The sequence below is a fragment of the Microbacterium sp. NPDC057741 genome, assembly GCF_042798735.1.
In the GTDB taxonomy this organism is placed as follows: Bacteria; Actinomycetota; Actinomycetes; order Actinomycetales; family Microbacteriaceae; genus Microbacterium.
Genome location: NZ_JBHVJW010000001.1, coordinates 179,947 through 198,691 on the forward strand (window position 1 = coordinate 179,947; position 18,745 = coordinate 198,691).

Genomic DNA, 18,745 nt, shown 5'->3' on the forward strand with positions numbered 1-18,745 from the left:
GACGCTCTTCACGAACATCGATCCGCGCGACTGTGATCTGTCGATGTCTCGCGTGGGGCCCGAGCCCGGTCACCCGATGGGCTTCGACATCCAGGGCTGCGACTACTGGTCGAACATCGTCTACGGCGCTCGGACGTCTCTGGAGGTCGGCGTCTACACCGCCGCGATCTCGTTCGTGATCGCCCTCATCGCGGGCTCCCTCGCCGGCTACTTCGGCGGCGTGACCGACTCGATCATCTCCTGGACCTCGAATGTCATCCTCGGCATCCCGGTCGGCATCGCCAGCCTCGTCATCCTCTACCAGTTCCGCTCCCGCACGGTGTGGACCATCGTGTTCGTGCTGGTGCTGTTCAGCTGGGCGGCGACGATGCGGTACATGCGCAGCTCGGTGATGCAGGTGCGCAACCTGGAGTACATCCAGGCCGCCCGCGGACTGGGCGTCGGCCCGTGGCGCATCCTGCGCTCGCACGTGATCCCCAACGCCGTGACCCCGCTGATCGTGATGACGACCCTGTCCGTCGGTGCGGGCATGGCCGCGGAGGCGGGCTTCTCGATCCTCGGCGTCGGCCTCAAGCTGCCCGCCTTCTCGTGGGGCATCCAGATCGCCCTCGCGAGCCAGGACGGCAACTGGCAGATCGCTCCACTCCTGATGTTCTTCCCCACGCTGATGCTGGGCCTGACCACGCTCGCCTTCGTCGTGCTGGGTGAGAGCCTGCGCGACGCCCTCGATCCGAAGGCCCGCCGATGACCGCCCTGCTGGACGTCCAGAACCTGTCCCTCGAGTTCCGATCGCCCGGGAACCCGCCCATCGCCGCCCTTCAGGATGTCAGCTTCACCCTCGACCGCGGCGAGACCCTCGCCGTGCTCGGCGAGTCGGGCTCGGGCAAGAGCATCACCGCGAAGGCGATCATGGGCATCCTGCCCAAGCCCGCCTCGACCATCACCGACGGCCGCATCCTGTTCGACGGTGACGACCTGCTCACGCTGCCGGCGGCGAAGCTGCGCAAGGTGCAGGGCGCACGGATCGCCATGGTGTTCCAGGACGCGCTGAGCGCGCTCAATCCCGTGCAGACGGTGTCCACGCAGATCGCGGAGCTGTACCGCGTGCACCGGGGCATGCCGAAGAAGCAGGCGCGTGAAGCGGCAATCGAGATGATGCGCGCCGTGCGCATCCCGGATGCCGCGAACCGGGCGGACGACTACCCGTTCCAGTTCTCCGGCGGCATGCGCCAGCGCATCATGATCGCGATGGCTCTGGCGCTGGACCCCGACATCCTCATCGCGGACGAGCCGACCACGGCCCTCGACGCCACCGTGCAGGCGCAGATCCTGGAGCTGCTCGGCGAGATCACGCAGGAGCGGAAGATGGCGCTGCTGATGATCACGCACGACCTGGGCGTGGCCGGCCAGCTGGCGGACCGCGCACTCGTGATGTACGCCGGCCGGGTCGCAGAATCCGGGCCGATCGGGCCGATGTTCGACAGCCCCGCGCACCCCTACACGAAGGGCCTGCTCGGCTCGATCCCCAGCGCAGCGCACCGCGGCGGGGATCTGCCCACGATCCAGGGGCTGCCGCCGGACATCGCGCAGCGCCCGCCCGGATGCAGCTTCAACCCGCGCTGCGGGTATGCCACGTCCGAGTGCCGCACGGTGCTGCCGCCACTGGACCTCTTCACCCCCGAGCGGGCCGCGGCCTGCCACCACAAACAGGAGGTGATCGCCGATGTCGCTGTTGGAGCTTGACTCGGTGCGCCGCTTCTACAAGCAGAAGCACACGATGTTCTCGCGTGGCGAGCACGGTCAGGTGCGCGCCGTCGACGGCGTCGACTTCACAGTCGAAGAGGGCGAGACCGTCGGCCTGGTGGGGGAGTCGGGCTGCGGCAAGTCCACGCTCGCCCGCATCATCTGCGGCTTGGAGCCGCCGAGCGAGGGCACGGTGCGCTGGAACGGCGCGGATGTCGGAGCCATGTCGCATTCGGAGCGGAAGAGGCTCCTGCACCGCGAGGTGCAGATGGTGTTCCAAGACCCGCACGCCTCGCTCGACCCGCGTCGCTCGGTCGGGCAGTCCATCGCCGAGGGGATCACCACACACAGGCTGCTCCCCGCCTCGAAGGTCGAGGCGCGCGTGGGCGAGCTGCTCACCCAGGTCGGCCTGAATCCCGACCACGCGCATCGCTATCCGCACGAGTTCTCCGGCGGGCAGCTGCAGCGCATCGGCATAGCCAGGGCGCTGGCGGTGGAGCCGAAGCTCCTGGTGTGCGATGAGCCGGTCTCGGCGCTGGACATCTCGGTGCGTGCACAGGTGCTGAACCTGCTGAACCGGCTCAAGCGCGAGCTCGGGCTCTCGATCATCTTCATCGCGCACGACCTGGATGTTGTTCAGCACATGTCGGACCGCATCGTGACGATGTATCTCGGCAAGGTCGTCGAGCAGGGGGACTGCGACGACGTGTACGGGGCGACGGCCCACCCGTACACGCGCGCACTGCTCTCCGCCATTCCCCGCAAGCTGGCGCCGAACGAGCGCCTGGAGCGTGTCGTCCTCGAGGGTGACCCGCCCTCGCCGATCGATCCTCCGCCCGGATGCCCGTTCCACACCCGCTGCTATGCGGCGATCGAACGGTGCGCCACCGATGTCCCCGCGCTCGATGCCGTCCCCGGCGGACGGGCGGGGCACCGGGCCTCCTGCCATCTCGCCGCGCAGATCACCCTGTCCCGCGTCGGCATGGTGTCCACGATCTCCACCCCTTCCTCCCCATCCGAAAGGAACACCTGATGAAAAGCACCACAAGCCGCATCGCGGTCGGCATCGTCGCCGCCGCGGCGTGCGCGACGATGCTGACCGGATGTCTCGGTCAGTCCTCCGACGCAGGCGAGGGCAAGACGTCGTTCGTCGCCGTCAACAACGGCGAGATCGGACGCATCACCGGCGCCCAGAACCCTGGCAGCCAGATCGCCATGGCGCTCTGCGAGCCACTCACCGGCATCGAGGAGGACGGCAAGGTCTTCATGCGCGGCGCCGAGTCCCTCCAGAGCGACGACCAGGTGCACTGGACGGTGAAGGTCGCAGACGGCCACACCTTCTCGGACGGCACTCCGATCACCGCGAAGACCTACGTCGACACCTTCAACTTCGTCGGCGCCGGCAAGAACGCGATGCCCTCCAACTACGCCTACGGCCCTATCAAGGGGTACGACGAGCTGAACCCCGCCGAGGGCGAGGCCACGGCGACCGAGTTCTCCGGCATCAAGCTCGTCGATGACAGCACTTTCACCATCGAGACCAAGACGCCGAACAACGACATGCCGTTCATCCTGTCGCAGCTGGCCTTCTGTCCGATGCCGGAGAGCGCGTTCGCAGACCCGGTGGCCTACGACAAGAAGCCGATCGGCAACGGCGTCTACACCCTGGAGAAGCTCGATCCCCAGGTCGAGGCCGTGCTGAAGAAGGACCCGAAGTACAAGGGCTGGGTGCCGAAGGGCGCCGCGGATCAGATCACCTTCCGCGTCTACACCGACACGAACACGGCGTACCAGGATGTCGTGGCGGGCAACGCCGACGTACTGCGCAGCCTGCCGCCGGGGCTGATCGCCCAGGGGCGCAACTCGCTCGGTGACAAGGGCCTCACCGCGATCGACCGCAACACGCTGCAGACCTACTTCACGTGGCCGACATACCTCGACAAGACCTTCCCGATCGAGGTGCGTCAGGCGTTCTCGATGATCGTCAACCGCGAGAGCATCTCGAAGGATCTGTTCAAGGACGCCACGGTCCCGGCCACCTCGATGATGCCGAACTCGGTGTCGGCCTACCGCGAGGGCGCCTGCGGCCAGTACTGCACATTCGACCCGGATGCCGCGAAGGCGCTGATCGCGAAGTCCGGCTTCACAGGGTCGATCCCGCTGAACTACTCCTCGGACAACACGACCGACGCCGCGACCGCGCTGGCCGTCTCGAACTCCGCCAAGGAGATCGGACTGAACGTCGAGCCCAAGCCGGTGCCGGCCGCCGCGCTGGCGGAGACGATCAACACCTACAAGCTGGACGGTCCGGTCATCCAGCTCTGGGGCTCGTCGTTCCCCGCCGCATCCGAGTGGATCGCTTCGGTGTACGTCGACGCGAACTACCGACTGCAGTACACCGACGAGGTGGGGCAGGCAGCCGTCGATGCCGCGCTCGCCGCGCCGACTCAGGAGGAGGCCGACGCGCTCTGGCAGAAGGCCGAGGACCGCATCCTCGCCGACCAGGTGATCCAGCCGCTGTACCAGCAGGTGATGTACATCGCCCACACCGAGTGCATGACTCCGCACGCGGCGGGTGGTGACATGCAGATCTACCGCACGCAGGTGACCTGCACCAAGTGACCCGCTGACAGCGGTGACGGCGAGGGCCGGGACGGGGCGATCCTCCGTTCCGGCCCTCGGTCGCGCTCAGACGGTCAGGGTCGCCATGACGCGCTCGAGGGCCTCGGCGACCAGACGCACCGACCGGCGGCGCAGGTTCTCCGGTCGCGCCAGCACGTCGATCATGCGGTTGGTGCTGACGCCGCGCAGCGGCTTGCGCACTACCCCGGAGACACCCGCGGCGAGAGAGGTGTAGCGCGGCAGCATCCCGATCACGCCTCCGGAGGCGACGACCGCGGCGACGACGCCGTAGTCGTTGATGCGGTGCACGATCTCGACCGGTCTGTTGGTCACCGCCGAGATCGTGCGCAGCACGTCGTCGGGGGAGTATCCGGTGCGGCTGGTGACCCAGCGCTCGCCGACGACCTGCTCCGGCGTCAGGGTCGCCTGCGCCGCCAGCGGATGCGATGCGGCGAGCGCGACGTCGAGCGGTTCGGTCGCCAGGGGGACGGAGCGGATGCCGCTGCGCGGCCAGGTCGCGCTGTGCTCCATGCGGTGCGCGAGGACGAGGTCGTAGCGGGCGGTGAGCGCAGGGAACTCGCTCTGCGCGACGTCCTCATCGGTGAACCGGATGGTCGGCACGCCCTCTCCGGTGCCCAGCTCGCGCACCAGAGGGCCGAAGAGAGCCTGGGCGGCGCTGAGGAAGCCGCTCACCGTGACGACACCACCGGGGGCGGCCTCGAAGCGGTCCACGGCGGTGCGCGCCGCGGCCATCGCGTCGAGGGCGGACGCGCCCGCCTCTGCGAGAACCTCGCCGGCCGGGGTCAGCACGAGAGTCCGGCCCTGCTTGCGCGTGAGCGGGGTGGTGAAACCCTGCTGCAGCGCACTGAGCTGCTGCGAGATCGCGGACGGCGAGACGTGCAGCGCCTCGGCCGCGGCGGTGACGCTGCCGAGCGCGCTGAGCTCGCGCAGGATCTGCAGTTGCTGGAGGTTCATCCCCTCATCCAACCATGAAGCAAAGCTAAGTAATATATCCAGGAACTGCCCATTGATCTTCATGGTTGAGGGGAGTGGGATCGAAGTATGAAGGCTCTGTTCAAGGACGGCCCGCACGCCGGGCTCGCACTCGTCGATCGTCCCGACCCCGTCGCTGGACCAGACGAGGTCGTCATCCGGGTGCTGCGCACCGGCATCTGCGGCACCGACCTGCACATCGAGCGCTGGGACGACTGGGCGGACTCCGAGGTGCGCACCCCGCTGATCCCCGGGCACGAGTTCTACGGCGAGGTCGTCGAGGTCGGACCGCTGGCGCACGACATCAAGGTCGGCGACCGCGTCTCCGGCGAAGGGCACATCGTCTGCGGCATGTGCCGCAACTGCCGTGCAGGGCGTCGCCAGATGTGCATCCGCACCATCGGCCTCGGCCTGCACCGCGACGGCGCCTTCGCCGAGTACCTCTCGCTGCCCGCCACCAACGTCTGGGTGCACCACTCCGACATCGAGCCCGAGGTCGGCGCGATCTTCGACCCGCTCGGCAACGCCGTGCACACAGCCCTGGCGTTCCCGGTCATCGGCGAGGACGTGCTGGTCACCGGATGCGGCCCGATCGGCCTGATGGCGATCGCGGTGGCCCGGCACGCCGGCGCCCGGTTCATCACCGCCACCGACATCAGCGCCCCTCGGCTCGAGCTCGCCACTCTGATGGGCGCCGACCAGGTGGTCGACGTGTCGAGGCAGGACGTGCGCGATGCGCAGAAGGCGCTCGGCATGCGCGAGGGGTTCGACGTCGGCTTTGAGATGAGTGGCGCGCCCAGCGCTCTGCCGACCATGATCGAGAACATGAACCACGGCGGCCGGATCGCCATGCTCGGCCTGCCCAGCGCGCCGTTCGGTGTGGACTGGGGCAAGATCGTCACGCACATGCTGACGATCAAGGGCATCTACGGTCGAGAGATGTTCGAGACCTGGAACGCGATGGGCGCCATGCTGCAGACCAGCCCGGCGCTGCGCGAGGCCATCGGCAGGATCATCGCCGACGTCATCCCGGCATCCGACTGGGAGAAGGGCTTCGCGGCCGCGGCATCCGCCGGCACCGGCAAGATCATCCTGGACTGGACGCGGCTCTGAGCCGCAGGAACGAGACGCACATGTACGGGACATTCCAGCAGCACCTGACCACAGAGCTCGACGGCATCGAGCAGGCCGGACTCACCAAGCACGAGCGCGGCATCCGCGGACCGCAGAGCGCGCAGATCGTGGCCGACGGCGCAGAGGTGCTGAACTTCTGCGCGAACAACTACCTCGGCCTCGCCGACGACCCGCGCATTCTCGAGGCGGCCAAGGGCGCGCTCGACGAGTGGGGCTACGGCATGGCCAGCGTGCGGTTCATCTGCGGCACGCAGGAGCAGCACCTCGAGCTGGAACGGCGCCTCGCGGCCTTCCTCGGCACCGACGACGCGATCCTGTTCTCGTCCTGCTTCGACGCGAACGGCGGCGTCTTCGAGACGCTGTTCTCCGCGGAGGACGCGATCATCTCCGACGAGCTGAACCACGCGTCGATCATCGACGGGATCCGGCTGTCGAAGGCCCGCCGCCTGCGCTACCGCAACAGCGACATGGCCGATCTCGAGCAGCAGCTGAAGGATGCCGCTGACGCGCGCTTCCGCGTGATCGTGACCGACGGCGTGTTCTCGATGGACGGATACATCGCCAAGCTCCCCGAGATCTGCGATCTGGCCGAGAAGTACGACGCGCTGGTGTTCGTGGACGACTCGCACGCGGTCGGCTTCATCGGCGAGAACGGCCGGGGCACGCCCGAGCTGTGCGGCGTCTCGGATCGCGTGGACATCTACACCGGCACCTTCGGCAAGGCGCTCGGCGGAGCATCCGGCGGGTATGTCGCGGCACACCGGGACATCGTCGCCCTGCTGCGTCAGCGCTCGCGCCCCTACCTGTTCTCGAACACCCTCGCGCCGTCGATCGTGGCCGGCACGCTGACCGCACTCGACCTGGTCGAGGGATCGGCGGCGCTGCGCGCGCAGCTGCGCGAGAACGCCGAGCTGTTCCGTCGGCGGATGACGGAGGAGGGCTTCGACCTGCTGCCGGGCGAGCACCCGATCGTGCCCGTGATGTTCGGCGACGCCGCGCTGACCGCGCGGATCGCCGCCGAGATGCAGCGCCAGGGCGTGTACGTGACGGCGTTCAGCTTCCCTGTGGTGCCGCGCGAGAAGGCGCGCATCCGCGTGCAGCTCTCGGCCGCGCACACTCCCGAGCAGGTCGAGCGGTGCGTGGCGGCGTTCGTCGCGTCGCGGGATGCGGTCGCAGCTGCCTGAGCGGCGCGGCCGGCCGCGGATGTCCGAGGCCGGGGGCAGGATCATGGGATGGATGCTGAACTCACCGCGCGACGAGGACTGATCGACCAGCTGACCGAGCAGGGGAGCATCCGATCCGATCGGGTGCGCGGTGCGTTCGAGCGTGTGAGACGCTCGGCGTTCATCCCCGACACTCCGCTGGACCAGGTGTATGCGGACCGTACTCACACGGTCGCGGAGGATGACGGGGTCAAGGTCAGCACCGTGTCAGCGCCGTCGATGCAGGCGACGATGCTGGAGATCGTCGAACCCGCACCCGGTGAGGACGTGCTCGAGATCGGCTCAGGGGGCACGAATGCGGCGCTGCTGGCCGAGATGGTCGCGCCGGGTGGCTCGGTGTGGACGGTCGACATCGACGAGCGGGTGATCGACCGCGCACGCGCATCGCTCGCGCAGCATCCCACCCCGGTACCGGTGCGAGTGGATCAGGTCGACGCATGGGCGCCTGGTACGCCGATCACTGAGGCATCGTTCGATCTGGTGGAGTTCACCGTCGACACCTGGACCTTCCCGGAGTGGCTGCTCCGCGTGCTGCGCCCTGGAGCCAGGGTCGCCGCGCCGATGAGCGTGTGCAACGTCGGATGCGGGTGGGCCCTCGAACATGACGGCGTCCGCCTGATCAGCCGGACGCCGTTCCCCGGCGGCTTCGTCGGGGCGCGGGGTGCGGGGGCCGAGGGCGAGGAGCCGGAGGAGGTTCAGAGCGGCGACGTCGTGCTGGCTGCGGATCGCGTGGTCGACGCGGACTGGCTCGCGTCGGTGCTCTCGCGCGAGGGAGAACCGACAGGAATCGTCACCCATCGCGTCCTGGGGTCGATGTACCTGCCGCTCTTCCTGCGGATTCTGTGCGGCGCGGAACGCGCCGGTTCCATCCGCAGCGCGTCGCAGAGCAAGACGAACGGTTTCCCGGGAGCCTCCTGGATGAAGACTCCGGTCTGGCTCGCGGACGACGGGCTCGCGGTGATCGATCATGTCCTGGCGGGCGACGGCGTCGACGTCTTCGTGCGTTCCTTCGGCTCTGACGGACCTGAACTCGCGGAACGGATGGCGGAGCGGGTGCGCACGTGGCAGGAGGGGATCGGAGGGCCGTGCTTCGAGGCGATCCCGATCTCCGCGGTGCGCGAGCCGGCCCCGGACGGCATTCGTGTGCTCCGCCGCGGATCCTGGGAGTTCCGGCTGTCCTGGGAAGGGTGAGCCGTCACACTCCGTGCACCGGACCCCGCCGCCCCTATCATCGGAGTTCCGGGCGGCGGGGACGGGAACGGTGATCATGACGCGACCTGTGGTCCCCGTCCTGTGCGCGGCTGCGGCGATGCTCCTGGTGGGCACGTCGGCGGCTGTCGCGGCGCTGATCGCCGACTTCCCGGTCCTGTTCGGACAGGCGGTGCGCTTCGCGATCGCTGCGGCCATCCTGCTGGTCGTCGTCGCCGTCCAGCGCGTGCCCCGCGCCACCCTCACGCTGCGCGACCTGCTGCTGCTGATCGCCCTCGCGGCCACCGGGCTGGTCGGCTTCAACCTCTTCCTCATCGAGGCGACCCGACATGCCAGCCCGGCACTGATCGGCTCGGTCGTCGGGGCGGTGCCGATCGTGCTCGCCCTCGCCGGTCCGCTGATGCAGCGGCGTGCGCCGAGCCGCCGCGTCGTGATCGCCGCGATCATCGTCGCGGTGGGCACCGCGGTGGCCGCGGGGTGGGGGAGCGGGGACCTGCTCGGGCTCGTGCTCGCGTTCGGGGCGATGCTGTGCGAGGTGCTGTTCTCGCTGCTCGCCGTGCCGTTGTTGCCGCGGCTCGGAGCGACCCGGGTATCGGCCTACGCGGCCGTCACCGCAGTCCCGTTGCTCCTGATCGCAGGATGGCTGACTGGTGAGGTCTCCGCCCTGCGCTCACCGACGGGTGCGGAGCTCGCCGCATTCGTCTATCTCGGCGTCGTGGTCACCGCCGTCGCCTTCCTGCTCTGGTACAGCGCCCTGAACAGGCTCGGCCCCGACCGGGCAGGCCTGTTCGCAGGACTGGTGCCGGTAGGCGCACTCGTGACCACGGTTCTGCTCGCCATCGCGCCGGTGGGAGTGGCGGAGGTGCTGGGCGCGGCGCTGATCGCCGCCGGCATCGTGTACGGCATGCTGGTGCCGGCGTCCGATCCGCGTGATTCCGCGTCGGAGCGGGCGATCGCGGCCCCGGACTGAACATCCCCGAAAACTTTTGCAAAGAAACACTTGCAAAGAAGTCTTTGCATAGGTATCTTTGCATGCATGACGAACGAAACCGCTGACTTCGGGCCGGAGGCCGGTCGCACTCTGGACGCCGGGGCGCTCAAGGCGCTCGCGCATCCGCTGCGGGTGCGCATCTACAACCTGCTCGGTGAGCGCGGCCCGCAGACCGCCAGCACACTGGCGGCTCTGATCGGGGAGACGTCCGGGGCGACGAGTTATCACCTGCGCGCTCTCGCCGCACACGATCTGATTCGCGAGGTCGTTGGGCGGGGCACCGCGCGGGAGCGCTGGTGGGAGGTGCCCAGGGGCAGCGTCAACGTCCCCGGCCCACAGGAGACATCGTCGCCGGCTGCCCGCGCGGCATCCCAGGTCGTCATGTCGGAGTTCTTCCGCCTGCGCAACGACTCCCTGATGGAGTACCTGAATCGGTCGCAGACGGAGCAGCCGGAGGAGTGGCGGGACCTCGGCCTCGTCCTCACCTCCCGCCTCGACCTCACCCCGGAGCAGATGGTGGCGGTGCGGAACGAGCTGAAGGGCGTACTGGATAGGGCCGCCGAACGGTACCGCGACCAGGAGGGTGCACCGGGCACTCGACGGGTATCCATGCGAACCGAGATCTTCGATCTGGCAGACGGGCCGGATCGTCACGCGAGCAACGACAAGAGCATCGAGGAGTAATCATGACCGCCGCAACGCTGCACATCGCCACTCCCACCGCCACCGAGCGCACCCTGCTGCGCGTCGCCGACGGCCTGACCGCCTACGTCGCTCACCGCCGTGAGCGCCGCATCGAGCGCCGCGAACTCGCGCTCGACCTGCTGCGCGAGCAGCAGTCCCGCAAGCGCGACCCGCGCGCCGTGGACCACGCGCTGGCGATGCAGGGCGTGAACCGCCGCTGAGGCCCGCCCATGACGAGGCCCCTGTCGCGATCGCGACAGGGGCCTCGTCATGTCTGCTCAGTCCTGGAACGGACGGGCGATCACATCGCCGGATGCGGTGAGCAGGACCTCCCACCCGGCATCCAGCTCGGCGATCGGACGGCCCTCGAGCCAGGTCAGGGTCCAGTGTGCGCTCAGCGGTTCCTGAGCCTGACGAAGGGCCTCCTCGACCTCCGCGATGCCGGGTCGCAGCGCTGCCGGGACGGATGCCGGCGGCTCAGCGCCCGCGGCCCAGCGCGTGCCGAGCTGCATCACGCCTCCTCGACAGGGGCAAGTTCGATCGCGGTGACGGCGAACTCCTCGGCCTCGGTGAAGGACAGCTCGGCGATGCGACCAACGGCACGCAGGTCGTCTGCGGCGGCCTCGAGTGCCGCGATCTTCGCCGCAGGAGCCGCGATGGTCGCCGAGGCGACGGGCGTCTTCTGCGAGGCCTTCGCCTCGGTCTTGGCGCGGCGGATGCCGATCAGCGCCTCGCTCGCGGTCGCGAGCACGACGGCGTCGCCCTCGATTCCGAGCGGCTCCGGCCAGGATGCGGTGTGGATCGAGCCCTCCTCGAACCACGACCACGCCTCCTCCGTGGCGAACGACACGATCGGGGCGAGCAGACGCAGCAGGGTCGACAGCGCCAGGCGCAGCGCGAGCGCGGCGGATGCCTGACCGACGTTCGTCTGATCGTAGGCGCGCTCCTTCACCAGCTCGAGGTAGTCGTCGCAGAAGGTCCAGAAGAACGCCTCGGTGATCTCGAGCGCCTTCGCCTGGTCGTAGTTCTCGTAGGCGGCGGTGGCGCCCTGCACCACCTGGTCGAGCGCCGTCAGCATCGAGGCATCCAGCGCGTGCGTGATCTGCGCGCCCTCGGGAACGGGGAACGACAGCACGAACTTCGCCGCGTTGAGGATCTTGATCGCCAGGCGACGACCGATCTTCACCTGCGTGGGGTTCTGCGGGTCGAACGCCGCATCCATGCCCAGGCGGCTCGAGGCCGACCAGTAGCGCACCGCGTCGGAGCCGTGCTTGTCGAGGATGTCGGCCGGGGTGACCACATTGCCCTTCGACTTGGACATCTTCTTGCGGTCGGGGTCGACGATGAAGCCGGAGATCGCCGCGTTGGCCCACGGCGAGCGCTGGTCCTCAAGGGTCGAGCGCAGCATGGTGGAGAACAGCCAGGTGCGGATGATGTCCTGGCCCTGCGGGCGCAGGTCGAAGGGCGCCACGAGGTTCCAGAGCTCCTCGTCGCGCTGCCAGCCGCCGGCCAGTTGAGGGGTGAGCGAGGAGGTCGCCCAGGTGTCGAAGATGTCCTTCTCGGCGTCGAATCCGCCCGGCACGCCGCGCTGCTCCTCGGTGTAGCCGGCGGGCAGGTCGGTGGTCGGGTCGATCGGAAGGCTCTCCAGCGACGGGGTCAGCACGCGGTCGTAGTCACGCTCGCCGTTCGCGTCGAGGGCGTACCAGACCGGGATCGGCACGCCGAAGAAGCGCTGTCGTGAGATCAGCCAGTCGCCGGTCAGACCGCCGACCCAGTTCTCGTAGCGCACGCGCATGAAGTCCGGATGCCAGGCCAGCTCGCGTCCGTTGGTGATGAGCTGCTCGCGCAGCGCCTCGTCGCGGGCGCCGTTGCGCAGGTACCACTGCCGGGTCGAGACGATCTCGAGCGGGCGGTCGCCCTTCTCGAAGAACTTCACGGCGTGGTTGAAGGGCTTGCCCACCTCGAGGAGCTCTCCGCTGCCCTGGAGCAGCTCCACCATCTGCTTGCGCGCGCTGAACACCGTCTTGCCCGCCAGCTCGGCGTACGCCGCCCGGCCGGCATCCGAGACGATGGCCTCGGGGGCGTCGGGCAGCACACGGCCGTCCATGCCGAGGATCGTGCGCACCGGCAGGTCGAGCTCGCGCCACCACACGATGTCGGTCACGTCGCCGAAGGTGCAGATCATGGCGATTCCGGAGCCCTTGTCGGGCTGGGCGAGGTGGTGCGCGAGCACAGGCACCTCGACGTCGAACAGCGGCGTGCGCACGGTCTTGCCGAAGTACGGCTGGTAGCGCTCGTCGTCGGGGTGCGCCACGAGGCCCACGCAGGCCGCGAGCAGCTCGGGGCGGGTGGTCTGGATCTCGATGTCGCCGGAGCCGTCCGACTTGTGGAACGCGATGCGGTGGTACGAGGCCGGCTGCTCGCGGTCCTCGAGCTCGGCCTGCGCGATCGCGGAGCGGAAGTCGATGTCCCACAGCGTCGGCGCGAGCGACTGGTAGGCCTCGCCGCGCTCCAGTCCGCGCAGGAAGGCGAGCTGACTCTGCCGGATGGTCTCCGACGAGATGGTGCGGTAGGTCTGGGTCCAGTCCACGCTCAGGCCCAGCTGGCGGAACAGCGCCTCGAAGTGCTTCTCGTCCTCTTCGGTGAGGCGCTCGCACAGCTCGATGAAATTGCGGCGGCTGATCGGCTGCTGGTCCGCGGCGCGGGACGACTTGTTGTCGCCGCCCTCGAACGGGGGCGTGAAGTCGGGGTCGTAGGGCAGCGACGGGTCGCAGCGCACGCCGTAGTAGTTCTGCACGCGTCGCTCCGTGGGCAGGCCGTTGTCGTCCCAGCCCATCGGGTAGAAGACCCTCTTGCCGCGCATCCGTTCGAAACGGGCCTTGATGTCGGTGTGCGTGTACGAGAACACGTGGCCGATGTGCAGGCTGCCGGAGGCGGTGGGTGGGGGAGTGTCGATCGAGTAGACCCCGGCGCGGCCGGCCTCGGCGGCGCGGATGCGGTCGAACAGGTAGGTGCCGTTCGTGGCCCAGGTCTCACCCCATTTCGCTTCGAGACCTTCGAGGGCGGGCTTGTCGGGAATCGCGGACGCGGCGTGCTCGGACATAGGGGGTCTCCTTGAGCGATGTATGCGGCACTGTGTGAGCGTGCCTGAGTGTGGGTTGTCGGGCCAGTCTATCGGTGGGCGCCGGATACCCGGTTCTTCGACCGCGTCCATCAATCCCGGCTAAGCTGGAATGTCCCGTCCCCGCACCCTTCCGAGGTCACGCATGCCTTCTCGCTCCGCGCGCCGTCTTCTTCCACTCGCCGCCCTCGCTGCGGCATCCGCTCTGGTGCTGAGCGCGTGCGCCGCGCCGTCCGGCGACGACGCCGGGACGTCCGACGCCGAACTGGTCTGGGCGATCGAGGGCGCGAACCTGTCGGCCGGCAAGATGGATCCGCAGGTGAGCCAGCTCGACGTGACCGCCATGGTGCAGCGTCAGGTGCTCGACTCGCTGGTGTTCCAGGAGGCCGACGGGTCGTTCTCGCCGTGGCTGGCCAAGAAGTGGACCGTGTCTGACGACGGGAAGACCTACACGTTCGAGCTGCGCGACGACGTGACGTTCACCGACGGCACGCCGTTCGACGCGGATGCGGTGAAGGCGAACTTCGATCGCATCGTCGACCCGGCAACGAAGTCGGCGCAGGCCGCCAGCATGCTCGGCGGTGAGCTGTACGCCGGCACGAAGGTGATCGACGCGCACACCGTCGAGGTCGGCTTCACCCAGCCCTACGCGCCGTTCCTGCAGGCCGCGAGCACCGCGCAGCTGGGCTTCTGGTCGCCGAAGGTGCTGAAGAGCTCTGCCGACAAGCTCGCCGCGGGCGGTCCCGACGTGAACGTCGGCACCGGACCGTTCGTGCTCAGCGAGTACACGGCCGACCAGGAGATCGTCTACACCCGCAACGACGACTACGCGTGGGGACCGGACGGCGCGAAGAAGCCCGCGATCAAGACGCTGCGCGTCGACATCCTGCCCGAGGCATCCGTGCGCGCCGGTGTGGTGTCCTCCGGTGAGGCGGATGTCGCGAGCCAGCTGCCGCCCAACGTCGTCGGCGACCTCGGCGGCGACGTCACCGTCGACGCGAAGGAGTACCCGGGCCTGCCGTACTCGCTCCTTCTGAACGAGAAGTACGGCGTGTTCGCCGATCAGAAGGTGCGCCAGGCGTTCGAGCGCGCGATCGACGTGGATGCCGCGGTGAAGCAGATCTTCTTCGGCGAGTTCCCGCGGGCCTGGAGCATCCTCGGCCCCACCACCCCCGGCTACGACAAGAGCCTCGAGGGCAGCTGGCCCTTCGACGCCGAGAAGGCGAACGCCCTGCTGGACGAGGCCGGCTGGACGGGGCGCGACAAGGACGGGATCCGGATGAAGGACGGCAAGCGCCTCTCCGCCCGCTGGATCGCGTGGACGCCGATCTCGGACGACAAGGCTGCCCTGGCGAACGCCGTGCAGTCCGACCTGAAGAAGGTCGGCTTCGAGATCACGCGCGAAGCCCTCGAGCCCGCTGCGTACAACGAGCAGTACGGTCCGAAGACCTACGACATCACGGACTGGGACTTCTCCGGTGTCGACGCCGACCTGCTGCGCAGCCACCTCGGCACCGACGGCTTCCAGAACGCGTCGCAGGTGAGCGATCCCGCGGTCGACAAGCTGCTGGCCGACGGGCTGGCGTCGTCGGACCAGGCGGAGCGCAACGGCATCTACCAGGACGTGCAGGAGTGGAATGCCCAGCACGTCGCGATCGTGCCGCTGTACGTGAACTCCGCGATCACCGCGCAGAACAAGGACGTGAAGGGACTCGCCTACGACCTCTACGGACGTCCGCTGTTCTACGGCGTGAGCGTCGCGGGCTGACGTACGCTCACTGACGTGACCCGTCGCGCGTTGACCCGGATCGCCGGGCTCGCGGCATCCGTCCTCGTCGTCCTGTGGGGCGCCGCGACGCTGGCGTTCCTCGCCTTCCGGATCATCCCGGGCGATGCGGTGTCGGTGATGCTCGGACCGCAGGCCCAGGTGAGCGACGAGGTCAAGGCGGGCATCCGCACCGAGCTCGGCCTGGACCGCCCGCCGCTCGAGCAGTACTTCTCGTACCTGGGCGGGCTGCTGCGCGGCGACCTCGGCACCTCGTACCAGCTGCGGCTGCCGGTGGCCGAGGTGATCGGCCGGCAGCTCGGGCCGACTGTGCAGTTGACCGCGGTCGCGCTGCTGATCGCGCTGGTGCTGGCCTTCGTCGTCGCGCTGTTCGCACGCCGCGGCGTGGCCAGGGGGATCGTCGTGACGGCCGAACTGATCGTGCTGTCCTCGCCGGTGTTCTGGATCGGGCTGGTGCTGCTCGGGGTGTTCGCGTTCGGGCTGGGCTGGTTCCCGGTGGCGGGCACGCGCAGCCCGGCGACGATCGTGCTGCCCGCCGTGACCCTCGCGCTGCCGATCGCGGCGCTGATCGGTCAGGTGCTGCGCGACGGCATGGACCAGGCCGAGCGGCAGACGTTCGCCGAGACCGTTCGGGCGCGCGGCGCGGGACCCGCGCGACTCACGCTGCACCACTCGCTGCGGCACGCCGCCTCCAGCACCATGACCCTGGCGGCCTACCTGGTCGGATCTCTGCTGGGCGGCGCTGTGCTCGTCGAGACGGTGTTCGCCCGCCCCGGACTGGGCAGAGTGACACTCGCCGCGATCGTCGACCGCGACGTGCCCGTGGTCGCCGGCGTGATCATGCTCAGCGCCCTGGTGTTCGTGATCGTGAACGTGATCGTCGAGCTGCTGCATCCGCTGATCGATCCGCGGCTGCGGGAGAGGCCGGCCTCGATCGCCGCACCCGAGATCGGGGAACGGCGATGAGGGGCCGGATGCTGGGGATGTGGATCGCCGTCGCCTTCCTGGCGCTGGTCGCGCTCGCGGCGTTCCTGCCGGGGCTGCTCGCCACGCACGACCCGCTGCAGACCGACGTGCGCGCAGCGCTGCTGCCACCGGGCCCGGAGCACCTGTTCGGCACCGATCAGTCCGGCCGCGACGTGTACTCGAGGGTCGTGTACGGGGCCGCGCGCTCGGCCGGCATCGGCCTGCTCGCCACCACGCTCGCCCTCGTCGTCGGTCTCGCGGTCGGCGCGCTGTCGGGTGTGGCCCCGCGGACGGTCGACGCGGTCGCGATGCGGCTCACCGACATCCTGCTGGCGTTCCCCGAGTTCCTCATCGCGCTCATCGTGGTGGCGGTGCTGGGCCCCGGGCCGGTGAACGTCGCCATCGCGGTGACGATCGCCGCCGTGCCGGTCTACATCCGGCTGGCGCGCACGCAGACACGGACGCTGCGCGGTGCCGAGCACGTCGAGGCGGCACGCATCCTCGGAGTCGGGCCGGCGCGCGCGTTCCTGCGCCACGTGATGCCCGGCGTGCTCGGATCGCTGAGCGTACTCGCGACGATCGGCATCGGATCGAGCATCCTCGCCGCCGCCGGCCTCAGCTTCCTCGGCCTCGGGCCGATCGAACCGCAGCCGGAATGGGGACTCATGCTCTCGGGCGGACGGAACGTGCTCGGCCGGGCCTGGTGGATCTCGGTGTTCCCCGGACTCGCGATCACGCTCACGGTGATCAGCGCGACGGTGATCGGGCGCACGCTGCGCGCGCGGGCGGACGGGGTACGGTCATGAGCGCCGTCGAGGTGCGCGGGTTGCGGATCGCGTTCGGTGCGCGGATCGCCGTGGACGACGTGTCGTTCGCCGTCGAACCGGGGGAGTGCCTCGCGATCGTCGGCGAGTCCGGGGCTGGCAAGTCGCTGACCGCACGCGCCCTCCTGGGGCTGGCCCCGGGCGATGTCTCCGCGTCGGACCTGGTCATCGACGGCACGGATGCCACGGCGCTGGGCGAGCATGGATGGCGGTCGCTGCGGAGTCGGCGCATCGCCCTGGTCTCGCAGGACGCACTCGCCGCACTGGACCCGCTGCGACGGGTCGGAGCCGAGGTGGCCGAACCGCGGCAGATCCACGGGATGCCCGCCGGCGAGGAACAGGTGCTCGAGCTGCTTCGCGACGTCTCGGTGCCGGAGCCCGCGCGCCGAGCCCGGCAGTACCCGCACGAGCTCTCCGGCGGCCTGCGACAGCGGGCGCTGATCGCCTCGGCGCTCTCGACGGCCCCTGCGGTGCTCGTCGCCGACGAGGCGACGACCGCGCTGGATGCCACAGTGCAGGCGCGCGTCCTCGCACTGCTGCGTCGGATCGCCGATGCGGGCACGGCCGTCGTGTTCATCAGCCATGACTTCGCCGCCGTGCGTCGTGTCGCCGATCGCGTGATCGTGATGCGCGACGGGCGGATCGTCGAGCAGGGCACGACGGCGCAGGTCATGGAGCAGCCGCAGGAGCAGTACACCAAGGATCTCGTCGCGGCATCCCGGCATGCGGTGCGCGTGGATGCCGCCGAACACGGAGCGGTGCTGCTCCGTGCGTCAGGCGTCTCGAAGAGCTTCGACCGCCCCGCAGTGCGGGATGCGTCATTCACGCTGCGGACGGGGCAGACGCTCGGCATCGTCGGCGAGTCCGGCTCGGGCAAGACGACGCTCGCGCGCATGATCGTCGGCGTCACGAGGCCGGATGCCGGGACGCTGGACTGGACGACGCCGCAGCGGGTGCAGCTCGTGCATCAGGACACCCTCGGGGCCTTCGATCCGCGCTGGACCATCAGCCGCTCTCTCAGCGAGGCGCTGGAGGCCGCCGGGATGCCGCGCGCACGACGCCGGGCCCGGATCGCGGAACTGCTCGCCGAGGTGGGCCTCGCCGACGAACTGGGGGCGCGGCGGCCGCGGGAACTCTCCGGCGGCCAGCGGCAGCGTGCCGCCATCGCCAGGGCGCTCGCCGCAGACCCGCAGGTGCTGGTGCTCGACGAACCGGTTTCGGCGCTCGACCCGACCGTGCGGGAGCGGGTGCTCGACCTGCTCAGGCGGGTGCAGCAGGAGCACGGTCTGACGATGGTGTTCGTCTCGCACGACCTCGGCGTGGTCGGAGCGATCTGCGACGAGGTGCTGGTGATGCAGGACGGCGCGATCGTCGAGCAGGGAGCGGTGACCGAGGTGTTCTCCGCTCCGCAGCATCCGTTCACGCAGGAGCTGCTCGCGGCGCGCTGAG

At 69.3% G+C, this 18,745-nt stretch carries 17 protein-coding genes; 14 read left to right on the top strand and 3 right to left on the bottom strand.

The window, feature by feature from the left end; all coding sequences use genetic code 11:
- Nucleotides 1-43: 43 nt before the first annotated feature.
- From ACFVDO_RS00865 to ACFVDO_RS00880, 4 genes are read left to right on the top strand one after another with little or no spacing between them, the layout of a single operon-like run.
- Entirely contained in the window at nt 44-748 is a 705-nt protein-coding gene (locus ACFVDO_RS00865) for an ABC transporter permease (RefSeq protein WP_378886822.1), read from the top strand.
- Entirely contained in the window at nt 745-1,743 is a 999-nt protein-coding gene (locus ACFVDO_RS00870) for an ABC transporter ATP-binding protein (protein WP_378859380.1), read from the top strand. The genes ACFVDO_RS00865 and ACFVDO_RS00870 overlap by 4 nt, the downstream gene beginning before the upstream one ends.
- Nucleotides 1,724-2,776 (top strand): ABC transporter ATP-binding protein, encoded by a 1,053-nt coding sequence (locus ACFVDO_RS00875; RefSeq protein ID WP_378859379.1) that lies wholly within the window; start codon nt 1,724-1,726, stop codon nt 2,774-2,776. Before ACFVDO_RS00870 ends, ACFVDO_RS00875 begins: the two co-directional genes overlap by 20 nt.
- A complete protein-coding gene (locus tag ACFVDO_RS00880) occupies nt 2,776-4,365 on the top strand; it encodes an ABC transporter substrate-binding protein (protein ID WP_378859378.1) in 1,590 nt (529 codons plus the stop codon). Before ACFVDO_RS00875 ends, ACFVDO_RS00880 begins: the two co-directional genes overlap by 1 nt.
- A 66-nt stretch (nt 4,366-4,431) precedes the next feature.
- Here the strand turns inward: ACFVDO_RS00880 and ACFVDO_RS00885 are convergent, their stop codons facing one another.
- Nucleotides 4,432-5,340: a LysR family transcriptional regulator gene (locus ACFVDO_RS00885; RefSeq protein WP_378859377.1), complete on the bottom strand. Its 909-nt coding sequence runs from the start codon at nt 5,338-5,340 to the stop codon at nt 4,432-4,434.
- A gap of 87 nt (nt 5,341-5,427) precedes the next feature.
- On the opposite strand from ACFVDO_RS00885, the gene tdh reads away from it, so the two are divergent.
- From tdh to ACFVDO_RS00915, 6 genes are all read left to right on the top strand, one after another.
- A complete protein-coding gene (gene tdh, locus ACFVDO_RS00890; protein WP_378859376.1) occupies nt 5,428-6,471 on the top strand; it encodes an L-threonine 3-dehydrogenase in 1,044 nt (347 codons plus the stop codon).
- 20 nt (nt 6,472-6,491) lie between these two features.
- Entirely contained in the window at nt 6,492-7,676 is a 1,185-nt protein-coding gene (locus tag ACFVDO_RS00895) for a glycine C-acetyltransferase (RefSeq protein ID WP_378859375.1), read from the top strand.
- Between the two features lie 48 nt (nt 7,677-7,724).
- Nucleotides 7,725-8,906: a methyltransferase domain-containing protein gene (locus ACFVDO_RS00900; RefSeq protein WP_378859374.1), complete on the top strand. Its 1,182-nt coding sequence runs from the start codon at nt 7,725-7,727 to the stop codon at nt 8,904-8,906.
- Nucleotides 8,907-8,982: 76 nt separating this feature from the next.
- The gene (locus tag ACFVDO_RS00905) at nt 8,983-9,894 is read left to right on the top strand and encodes a DMT family transporter (protein WP_378859373.1); all 912 of its coding nucleotides are present in this window, start codon (nt 8,983-8,985) and stop codon (nt 9,892-9,894) included.
- A 66-nt stretch (nt 9,895-9,960) separates the two neighbouring features.
- A complete protein-coding gene (locus ACFVDO_RS00910; RefSeq protein WP_378859372.1) occupies nt 9,961-10,599 on the top strand; it encodes a helix-turn-helix domain-containing protein in 639 nt (212 codons plus the stop codon).
- A 2-nt stretch (nt 10,600-10,601) separates the two neighbouring features.
- On the top strand, nt 10,602-10,820 hold the full coding sequence (locus tag ACFVDO_RS00915) for a hypothetical protein (RefSeq protein WP_378859371.1): 219 nt from the start codon (nt 10,602-10,604) through the stop codon (nt 10,818-10,820).
- Nucleotides 10,821-10,877: 57 nt separating this feature from the next.
- Here the strand turns inward: ACFVDO_RS00915 and ACFVDO_RS00920 are convergent, their stop codons facing one another.
- Both ACFVDO_RS00920 and valS read right to left on the bottom strand, forming a co-directional pair.
- Nucleotides 10,878-11,111, bottom strand: coding sequence for a hypothetical protein (locus ACFVDO_RS00920; protein WP_378859370.1), 234 nt, complete (start codon nt 11,109-11,111; stop codon nt 10,878-10,880).
- Nucleotides 11,111-13,702: a valine--tRNA ligase gene (gene valS / locus ACFVDO_RS00925; RefSeq protein ID WP_378859369.1), complete on the bottom strand. Its 2,592-nt coding sequence runs from the start codon at nt 13,700-13,702 to the stop codon at nt 11,111-11,113. Before valS ends, ACFVDO_RS00920 begins: the two co-directional genes overlap by 1 nt.
- 163 nt (nt 13,703-13,865) lie before the next feature.
- On the opposite strand from valS, the gene ACFVDO_RS00930 reads away from it, so the two are divergent.
- From ACFVDO_RS00930 to ACFVDO_RS00945, 4 genes are read left to right on the top strand one after another with little or no spacing between them, the layout of a single operon-like run.
- Nucleotides 13,866-15,488 (top strand): ABC transporter substrate-binding protein, encoded by a 1,623-nt coding sequence (locus ACFVDO_RS00930; RefSeq protein WP_378859368.1) that lies wholly within the window; start codon nt 13,866-13,868, stop codon nt 15,486-15,488.
- A 15-nt stretch (nt 15,489-15,503) separates the two neighbouring features.
- Nucleotides 15,504-16,472: an ABC transporter permease gene (locus ACFVDO_RS00935; RefSeq protein ID WP_378859367.1), complete on the top strand. Its 969-nt coding sequence runs from the start codon at nt 15,504-15,506 to the stop codon at nt 16,470-16,472.
- An 8-nt stretch (nt 16,473-16,480) separates the two neighbouring features.
- A complete protein-coding gene (locus ACFVDO_RS00940; protein ID WP_378859366.1) occupies nt 16,481-17,278 on the top strand; it encodes an ABC transporter permease in 798 nt (265 codons plus the stop codon).
- Nucleotides 17,275-18,744, top strand: a complete 1,470-nt coding sequence (locus ACFVDO_RS00945) for an ATP-binding cassette domain-containing protein (RefSeq protein WP_378859365.1) — start codon at nt 17,275-17,277, stop codon at nt 18,742-18,744. Before ACFVDO_RS00940 ends, ACFVDO_RS00945 begins: the two co-directional genes overlap by 4 nt.
- Nucleotide 18,745 lies beyond the last annotated feature (1 nt).

What these genes read in the sequence shown, in the direction of transcription:
- ACFVDO_RS00920 (WP_378859370.1), bottom strand. Translation starts at nt 11,111, where the DNA reads ATGCAGCTCGGCACGCGCTGGGCCGCGGGCGCTGAGCCGCCGGCATCC.
- valS (WP_378859369.1), bottom strand. Translation starts at nt 13,702, where the DNA reads ATGTCCGAGCACGCCGCGTCCGCGATTCCCGACAAGCCCGCCCTCGAA.
- tdh (WP_378859376.1), top strand. Translation starts at nt 5,428, where the DNA reads ATGAAGGCTCTGTTCAAGGACGGCCCGCACGCCGGGCTCGCACTCGTC.
- ACFVDO_RS00900 (WP_378859374.1), top strand. Translation starts at nt 7,725, where the DNA reads ATGGATGCTGAACTCACCGCGCGACGAGGACTGATCGACCAGCTGACC.
- ACFVDO_RS00910 (WP_378859372.1), top strand. Translation starts at nt 9,961, where the DNA reads ATGACGAACGAAACCGCTGACTTCGGGCCGGAGGCCGGTCGCACTCTG.
- ACFVDO_RS00930 (WP_378859368.1), top strand. Translation starts at nt 13,866, where the DNA reads ATGCCTTCTCGCTCCGCGCGCCGTCTTCTTCCACTCGCCGCCCTCGCT.
- ACFVDO_RS00885 (WP_378859377.1), bottom strand. Translation starts at nt 5,340, where the DNA reads ATGAACCTCCAGCAACTGCAGATCCTGCGCGAGCTCAGCGCGCTCGGC.
- ACFVDO_RS00945 (WP_378859365.1), top strand. Translation starts at nt 17,275, where the DNA reads ATGAGCGCCGTCGAGGTGCGCGGGTTGCGGATCGCGTTCGGTGCGCGG.
- ACFVDO_RS00875 (WP_378859379.1), top strand. Translation starts at nt 1,724, where the DNA reads ATGTCGCTGTTGGAGCTTGACTCGGTGCGCCGCTTCTACAAGCAGAAG.
- ACFVDO_RS00940 (WP_378859366.1), top strand. Translation starts at nt 16,481, where the DNA reads ATGCTGGGGATGTGGATCGCCGTCGCCTTCCTGGCGCTGGTCGCGCTC.
- ACFVDO_RS00895 (WP_378859375.1), top strand. Translation starts at nt 6,492, where the DNA reads ATGTACGGGACATTCCAGCAGCACCTGACCACAGAGCTCGACGGCATC.
- ACFVDO_RS00880 (WP_378859378.1), top strand. Translation starts at nt 2,776, where the DNA reads ATGAAAAGCACCACAAGCCGCATCGCGGTCGGCATCGTCGCCGCCGCG.
- ACFVDO_RS00870 (WP_378859380.1), top strand. Translation starts at nt 745, where the DNA reads ATGACCGCCCTGCTGGACGTCCAGAACCTGTCCCTCGAGTTCCGATCG.
- ACFVDO_RS00915 (WP_378859371.1), top strand. Translation starts at nt 10,602, where the DNA reads ATGACCGCCGCAACGCTGCACATCGCCACTCCCACCGCCACCGAGCGC.
- ACFVDO_RS00865 (WP_378886822.1), top strand. Translation starts at nt 44, where the DNA reads ATGTCTCGCGTGGGGCCCGAGCCCGGTCACCCGATGGGCTTCGACATC.
- ACFVDO_RS00905 (WP_378859373.1), top strand. Translation starts at nt 8,983, where the DNA reads ATGACGCGACCTGTGGTCCCCGTCCTGTGCGCGGCTGCGGCGATGCTC.